This window comes from Methanobrevibacter sp. (genome assembly GCF_045116495.1).
Lineage (GTDB): Archaea > Methanobacteriota > Methanobacteria > Methanobacteriales > Methanobacteriaceae > Methanocatella.
This window is the reverse complement of record NZ_JBGULU010000054.1, coordinates 1-8,301: the sequence shown is the minus strand read 5'-3', so window position 1 is coordinate 8,301 and position 8,301 is coordinate 1. Positions and strand designations below refer to the sequence as shown.

The following is an 8,301-nucleotide window of genomic DNA, read 5'->3' as shown; positions in this document are numbered from 1 at the left end:
TGTCTTGATAAACAGCTTCATTGTTGAGTCACTATAATCGGGAAGCTTTGACATTCTGTAAACGATTGCAGGAAGCCTTCCGTTTGCTCTGATGTAGCTTTCAGTTCTTATGGCCATGTCTACATATTCTGCCTTGTCGATTTTGGCCCCGTTCTTTAACATAACATAGTTTGGAAGGAAATCCAAAGAACTGTTATCCTTTATCACAGCCATTGTATACATTGCCACCAGCTTGTCTGAACCTAATTTCTTGGCTTTCTTTTCAACATCACTGCAGCTGCCTTTCAATGTCAATATCTGGTAATAGTCACGTTTCCTGTACTTCTTTTTGTTCTGGATTAACCAGAATGCTATTGAGTTCATTGCCTGACAAAAACTTGTCCAGCTTATATTATCTTCTGTCATATATTATAATTTGTATTATCATATTTATTATATTTTTTATATATTTTAGATAATAAAAATAGTATGTAATACAAGTGTTGAAAATACCCTATGTTTCCAACAAGAGAGCTGATAAAATCAATAGCTGAATTTTTGATTTGATTTAATTGGCCGCCATTGACATTAACGGCAAGGGTTGTCAATACCAGATTGGTTTTTAAACCCCGATATATATCAAAGCATTTTAAAAACAAGTTTTCAATAGGCAATGGCAGTCGTTAATATTTGATGTTTCTGTTATGAATCCACTCACGGTGCTTTCCGATAGCTACTCTAACAATAACATCGATCAAATCAGTTTCATCCTCTTTTTTGAAGTAATAATAAGCCGGTCCTTCCAGCATCAATCTCAAATCATAGAACGGTCTTGGCTTGACTGCATCCGGATTCATCAATCCATAATTCTTTAATATCTTCACATTATCGGTTTCATATTTCTCCAGTTTGGATTTGTGAACTTTACCGGCAACAGTCTTTTCTTTTTTGTCAAATATCTTAGCTATCTGGGATGAGTCAATTAATATGCTTGATTCAATTAACAGCAACATTATTTCTTTTCCTTTAACATTTATTGTTGCCGGATGTGAATTTTCACTATCTAGAATTAGTTTCATTTTATAGCCTCTGATTATATGATATATCTGCTTCCCAAATATATAGGTAAAGCTGGGAGAAGGGTCAATCCCAGCTTTAATGGATTTGGAGTAAAAAACTCTTAGCAGAAGATGTTGGTGATAAAAAGCAATTAAAACTTCACCAAATCAACCATTGGGATTTTCATATTCTTTTATCCCTACACGCATCCCTAACGAAAGGGCCAATATATTTAGGAGTTAAATTATGGCTCATGCTCTGAAATTACCTTTGATAATTCTGTTAGGTGCATTCATCAAAACACCGACACTTGAAAGGATGAAGAGCTTTGTATACATTGGCAGTTCATCACGGATGTCCTTTCTCATGAATTCAATCAACGGATAGAAATCATACATCTCACCGTCAGGGCCTAAAGGAGCAACGGTGGTTCCTGTAGTCCTTGAGTACAGCAGTTTCATTCCTGGGTTGATGTAGTCCATACCGATGTATGTTTTGTCCCCCATCTCGGAACCGCCATCGCATACTGCAGTTCCAAGGATGTCAATGTTGTCAACACCGTAATAGCTTTTGATCAGTTCAACAGGTTCGACTTGTCTGTTGCTTTCGAATATGTCTGACTTTAAGGTTGTGAGTGACTTGTAGCTTACGGCCATACTGTTTAAGTTTGCGAAGCTACCGGCTGACTCCTTGAACTTCTCTTGAGCTTTGAGAATTGTCATTCCTGTATCGTCACCGCTTTGGAAGTTGTAGGTTGCAACTTTTGAGGAATTCATAATCATGTCAATGGCTGCCTTTTCAATGCTTCTTCCGATAAGAATGCCGACATCCTGCAGCATGTCATTAACGGAGATTAAATTGGAATCAAGCATTTGAGCTGAAACGTTCAGGACTCCGCCGATAGTGTCAATGGAGACAGTTTCACTGATTGGCTTTCTCACATTCAGTTCCTGTAATGTAGCGCCGGGAGCAATATCTTTGGCCTCACCAAGTACGCCGGATTGAATAGCTTCCTCGATATTGACTCTTTGAGACATGTAAGTGTAATACTGTGAGTTTTCCTGTATTTCCTGCTTTGGCAAAAGCCTTGTGAATTTCATCCATTTGGCTGAAGTGTCGGCAACAATCTGTGCCATCACTTCATTTTGTACTTTAGCATCATTTCCTTTTGTTAACATTAACAATCCTCCTTATGGCCTGCAGGTACCTTTTAAAGCAAGACCTGGCTTATTTAATAATATTCCGACTTTACTTTGTATGAACAATTTTGTATATTGAGGCAACTCGTCATAGATGTCCTTGCGCATGATTTCAATGATCGGATAGAAGTCTGCAATGTTTTCATCTGATGTAATAGGTGCAACAGTAGTTCCAGAAGATTTGGAGTACAGTACTGTTAACGGCGCATTTCTTAAATCGAATCCGATGTACTGCTTGTCACCTATCAGTGATCCTCCGTCAGCCTGGGTTGTTCCTAAAAGATCGATATTGTCAATGCCGTAGTATTCCTTAATGTCTTCTACAGGCTGAACCAACTTGTTGGATGAGTAAGCTAACTGTTTGACATAACTTAAGGTTTTGTAGGACTCTGCCATTATTGTCAAGTCAGCGCCTGCACCGGCATTGCCTTTGAAAGCTTCCTGTGCCTTGATGACAAATTTGCCGTAGGCATCCATAGTATCCTGAGTTTCACTGGTATTGTAGACAGGAACGTTTGGAGAGCTTATTAAAGTATCGTAGATGTTGTACTCGATTCTGTTGGCAATAACGGTAGCAACGTCTCCCAGCAGGTCTTCAAATGAAACGATATCTGAGTCGAAAACATCCTTGTTGACGTTAAGCACTCCACCGACAGTATCAATGGAGATAGTGTCCGTTACTGGCTTTCTGATGTTTAATTCTTGCAGGGATGCACCGGGTGCGATATCTTTGGCTTCTCCCAAAAGACCTTTTTTAATAGCTTCGTCAAGATTGATGTTCTGTCTGAAATAAGTGTAGTAGTCGGAGTTCTCTTTGATTTCTTGTTTAGGAAACAATCTGGCAAGCTTCAGTCTCTTTGCGGTTTCATCAGTAATGGTTTGAGCTATTACCTCGTTTTGTACTTTAGTATCATTTCCTTTTGTAATCATTCATTATCACCTTATGTTTGGCCTGTGGTTCCGATATCGTATGGCCGGAACACTTCAATGTATTTGTAATCGTCTGAGCTTGCAACCGGATGCATTGCGATATATTCACCGTCTTCGGATTTGATGGCTCCGGTGCTGGTTAAAGCTATTCTGTCATTAACGGCGATGTTTGATAAACCGCTGGCTAATTTCAATCTGAACAAATGTCCCAGGACTAATATTGCAGTTTTTCTTTTGCCCCCGGTCATGGTAACCGGATCGTTGACTGCAATACCTAAAATGATTTCACCTTCAGCTGCAGTATATTTTTTAACTGTAGGTTTGCCGATATCTGAATTAGCTGATAATGTAACAGCATCATCGACCTTGATTTTATTTCCTGCATACTCGTATCCAGGAGTTTCTCCGGTTGGGGTAGTTACGGTGGTTGCAGTAATTGTACCTTCGTCCAATAAGAAAGTTGTGACCTCTTTTCTCTCTTCAAGTAAAACAATTGAATCTGGCATTATTTATGTCCTCCACTTAAATCTTGATATTACTTAATTTATTATTTAATTTATTACTTATAATATATAAAGATTTATATATAATAGCTACTTTTTTAAAAGTTTAGCAAGGTTGACATTAACATTAACGCTTTGACATTAACGGTTAAAAATTAGAATAAGTAATTTATATTGCTTTTATATTGTAAAATAAGAGGATAGAATAGAAATAAGCCATTAAGCAATATTGTTAAGGATAATTGTGAAATTCAAGATGACTTATTTCTATGGAAAACAACATAGGAATTAACTATTGTCTTCAGTATAATATTATTTGATTAAATGATATAATTTTATGTAATATTTATTTTTAGATTTTATTTTAAAATAAATAATAATCATTATAAATTGTGTCTAACAAAAATAAATATCATAATAATTAAGGCATAGGGGTTTTACATTGGAAATGGAAAATACAAGTTTCATCATGAACAAAGGTGAAAACACATTAGCTAAAAGATTTGAAAAATTATTGCCTATCACAGAATCTTTTGATTGTTTGGTGGGTTATTTTTATGTAAGCGGATTTCATAAACTTCAAAAAAGTTTAGAAAACTCTAAAAAAATTAGAATATTAGTTGGAATGGGAATCGATTCACAAACATTTAAACTAATAGAAGATAATGAAGTTACTAATATTTCCACTGCAGAATATAAAGATCAAATGAAAAAAGATTTAATCACTGAAATGAACAATTCAGAAGATAGTCTCAAAGTTGAAAAAGGAGTAAAACAATTTGTAGACTGGCTACAATTAGGCAAACTTGAAATTAGAGGTTATAAAGAAAGAAAAACACATTCAAAATTATACATAATGAAATTTCCAGATGAAAATCCAGATAAAGGAAGAATAATAACCGGTTCAAGTAATTTCACACAACCTGGCCTTGAAAGAAATTTAGAATTCAATGTAGAACTTAGAGATGATGAAGATTATGATTTTGCTCATCAGGAATTTGAAGAACTATGGAACCATTCAGAACCTATATCAGAAGAATTCATTAACACCATAAATCATAAAACATGGCTAAAAGACGATATAACTCCCTATGAATTATTCTTAAAATTTATTTATGAATATTTAAAAGATAAAATAGATAATGATAAAAAAGAATTAGAGATGGATTATGTTCCTGAAGGATTCAAATATCTCGATTATCAACGAGATGCTGTTTTAGATGCAAAAGATAAAATCCACCAATATGGGGGAGTATTTTTAGCTGATGTCGTGGGGTTAGGTAAAACATATATGGGTGCTTTACTCGCCCAAAACTTGAGAGGAAGAACATTAGTTATAGCTCCTCCAGCACTTGTTAAAGAACATAACCCTGGAGGCTGGAAAAGAGTACTAAGTGAATTTAGTGTAGTGCCAACACCAATTGTAGAATCCAAAGGAAAATTAGATCAAATATTAAAAAAATATGATTCTGATTTTTATCAAAATGTAATAATTGATGAATCACATGATTTTAGAAATGAAGACACCCAACAATACGAATACTTGTCAAAGATATGTAAAGATAAAAATGTAATATTAATATCTGCAACACCATTTAATAACTCTCCTTCAGATTTATTAAGTCAAATAAAATTATTCCAACCAGCACACAAATCAACATTACCAAATCCCGATGTTGAAGATTTAGAGGCATATTTCAATAGATTAGATGCACTTCAAAATTCAGTTAGTCGGGATGATAATCCTCAAGAGTATCTAAAAATTAGTAAACAAATTTCAAAAGACATACGTGAAAATGTTTTACAATATTTGATGGTTAGAAGAACAAGAAGCAACATTAGCAAATATTATGCTGAAGATTTAAAACGTAACAATATGGAGTTTCCTGATGTTAAACCTCCAGAACCAGTTTATTATTATTTTGATGACTACATAGATGAAGTATTTGAAGAAACATTACATTTATTAAATGAAAATTTATCTTATGCCAAATATAGGCCATTGGCTCCAGAATATAGGGTAAATCCTGATACACAATATGCAAACTCACAAAAAATGATGGGCAATTTCATTAAAATATTACTCATTAAAAGATTAGAAAGTGGCAGCTATGCATTTAAAAAATCAATAGACAACTCTATTAAAATACATGAAACTGTCTTAGAAAATTACAGGAAAAAAGGAGTATTTTACACCAGCAGAGATTATAACTGGAAAGTATATAATCTTATGGAAGATGGGGATGTGGATAAGATAGAAGAATATATTGAACAGGGAAAAGTGAAAGAATATTTTAGTGAAGACTTCACAGATAAATTTGAAATTGATTTAAACTCAGATTTACAAGTATTAAAATACATTAAAAGTAAATGGGATTCAATAACTGATTATCCAAAAAGATGGAGATTAATTGAATTATTAAATAATGAACTCAAAGATAAAAAAGTGATTCTTTTCACTGAATTTATAGACACTGCTGAAAATATTGTAGAATTGATATCACAAGAATGCGAAGGAAATGTTAAATTATACACAGGTAATTCTTCAAAAGAAGACATGGAGGAAGTATTAAATAATTTTGACGCAAATGTGTCTAAAGACAATCAAAAAAATGACTATAGGATATTAGTTGCAACAGATACATTATCTCATGGTGTGAACTTGCACAGATCCAATGTTATTATTAACTATGATATCCCTTGGAATCCAACTAAAATGATGCAAAGAGTAGGTCGTGTTCAAAGATTAGGAACAGAATTTAAAGAAATTGAAATATATAACTTTTTCCCAACCAATGAAATAGAGGATGAAGTACAAGTAAAATTCTTAGCTGAAAAGAAAATAGCCATGTTTATTGAATTACTTGGAAATGATTCACAACTACTTACAGAAGAACCAATAATCTCATTTGACTTATTTAATAAATTAACTTCAATTGAGGAAGATGACGAATTAGCTAATGATGAGTTAAAATATTTGGCTTTGATAAGGGACATTAGAGATAATAATATTGAATTATTCAAAAAAATTGAAGAACTTCCTAAAAAAGCAAGAGTTGCAAGGAAATCGGATAATCATGCATTAATAAGTTTAATGAGATCTGACGAATTCAGAAAAGTATTCAAAACGACAGCTGAAGGAACTGAAGAAATAGACTTCTTTGAAGCTATTAAAGAATTAGAAGCAGATGAAAATGAAAAAGGGGTTTCAATTGATGAGGACTATTATTATTACTTAGCACAAAATAAATTCGCTTTTGACCAATTACGTAATGTTCCTAAAGATAAACGTAAAATGAAACCAACAGAAAAATCAATTTTAAAAGCTATAAGATTTGCACTAAAACACAAAAGAATATTGACTAATAAGGAGATTAAAGATTTAAATAAATTTAAAGAATTAATAACTGATGGATACATACATAATGCGCCATTAAAGAAAATTAATAAAGAATTAAAACAATTTGCAGTACAAGTTCAAGATGGAAAAATTGGTCAAGATGACTATGTATTTGTAATTTTAAATACATTGATGAAATATGCAAGTGATGATTTAAAAACCGATTTGTCATCATGTGTAAAAGAATGCAACAAAGAAACATCACAAATTATATTATCAGAATATTTTGTTAAATAGTGGAGTTGTAAATTATGGATGCAAATAATGCGATTTATTTAATAAATGAAACTTTTCACAATAAATTCGATTTAAATCAATACCAAAAATTTTTGCGAGAATTATTTAATATATCAAATGTTAGTGTTAAAAATCTCACTAAATATATAAAAAATGAATTTGTTGAATATGCAAATTCAGTTTTAGAATTGGGGCATTATACAGATGATTTAGGAGATTCTATTGTATTTTATGTAATCGAATTAGCTAAAGAATCATCAAGAGATCGTGCTAGAACAATGCAAAGAAACTTAGTATCTACTTTCATGAGAGATGAATATGATTATGCATTGGTTGCTTTTTATGAACCAAATACTGAGGATTGGAGATTCTCCTATGTTAAAATTGAATATGAATTCAATGAAAAAGGTTTGAAAGAAAAATTAAGTTCACCAAAAAGACATTCATTTCTTGTGGGTCCAAATGAACCTAATCACACCTGCCGAAAACAAATTCTTCCATTAATGATAACCGAAAATAAATTTGAAATTTCAGAAATAGATAATGTCTTTAATATTGAAAATGTTACAATTGAATTTTTCAATGAATATAAAAGATTATTTTTAGATTTAACAGACTCATTAAATGATGTTAAATCAAGGGATAAAGAAGTACATGATGAATTTGAAAACAAGAAAATCGAGTCTAGTGATTTTGCTAAAAAATTAATGGGACAATTAGTTTTTGTTTATTTCTTGAGGGCGACTCAAAATTAATTATTTTTTTAAAAAATTTTTAGTTTGAATTTTTATTATTTTTAGGTATTTTGTTTGTTTTCTTGGTGTATGAGTTCATTTTGTATTGTTTCGTTGTATATTCGTTTTAAATTGTGTGATATTGCGAGTAATTTTGCTTCTGTTTGTGTTCTTTTTAGTCCAGTTGTGTTGAATTCTGTTACTTTTAGATTTTGTTTTATATTTCCAAATGGCCATTCTGCTGTTTTTGATCGTTTTTT

General features: G+C 32.2%; 8 protein-coding genes. 2 read left to right on the top strand and 6 right to left on the bottom strand.

All coding sequences use genetic code 11. The features are described 5' to 3' along the window. The 5 genes from ACJMLH_RS02810 to ACJMLH_RS02790 all read right to left on the bottom strand — a co-directional run. Nucleotides 1-405, bottom strand: a 405-nt coding sequence (locus tag ACJMLH_RS02810) for a pseudomurein-binding repeat-containing protein (protein WP_405274521.1), incomplete at its 3' end; no start/stop codon positions are given. Nucleotides 406-662: 257 nt separating this feature from the next. Continuing rightward, nucleotides 663-1,058: a hypothetical protein gene (locus tag ACJMLH_RS02805; RefSeq protein WP_405274519.1), complete on the bottom strand. Its 396-nt coding sequence runs from the start codon at nucleotides 1,056-1,058 to the stop codon at nucleotides 663-665. 231 nt (nucleotides 1,059-1,289) lie between these two features. Continuing rightward, nucleotides 1,290-2,216, bottom strand: coding sequence for a hypothetical protein (locus tag ACJMLH_RS02800; RefSeq protein WP_405274517.1), 927 nt, complete (start codon nucleotides 2,214-2,216; stop codon nucleotides 1,290-1,292). Nucleotides 2,217-2,228: 12 nt separating this feature from the next. Beyond that, entirely contained in the window at nucleotides 2,229-3,167 is a 939-nt protein-coding gene (locus tag ACJMLH_RS02795; RefSeq protein WP_296889450.1) for a hypothetical protein, read from the bottom strand. A gap of 11 nt (nucleotides 3,168-3,178) precedes the next feature. Continuing rightward, nucleotides 3,179-3,673 carry a hypothetical protein gene (locus ACJMLH_RS02790; protein WP_405274515.1) on the bottom strand — a complete coding sequence of 165 codons (495 nt, stop codon included), beginning with the start codon at nucleotides 3,671-3,673 and terminating at the stop codon, nucleotides 3,179-3,181. Between the two features lie 445 nt (nucleotides 3,674-4,118). Here ACJMLH_RS02790 and ACJMLH_RS02785 point away from each other — a divergent pair, with 445 nt between their 5' ends. Then, nucleotides 4,119-7,307, top strand: a complete 3,189-nt coding sequence (locus tag ACJMLH_RS02785) for a helicase-related protein (protein ID WP_405274523.1) — start codon at nucleotides 4,119-4,121, stop codon at nucleotides 7,305-7,307. 14 nt (nucleotides 7,308-7,321) lie between these two features. Next, nucleotides 7,322-8,062 (top strand): hypothetical protein, encoded by a 741-nt coding sequence (locus tag ACJMLH_RS02780; RefSeq protein ID WP_405274513.1) that lies wholly within the window; start codon nucleotides 7,322-7,324, stop codon nucleotides 8,060-8,062. A 41-nt stretch (nucleotides 8,063-8,103) separates the two neighbouring features. On the opposite strand, the gene ACJMLH_RS02775 is transcribed toward ACJMLH_RS02780, so the two are convergent. Next, on the bottom strand, nucleotides 8,104-8,301 hold a 198-nt coding region (locus ACJMLH_RS02775), incomplete at its 5' end, for a transposase (protein WP_405274511.1).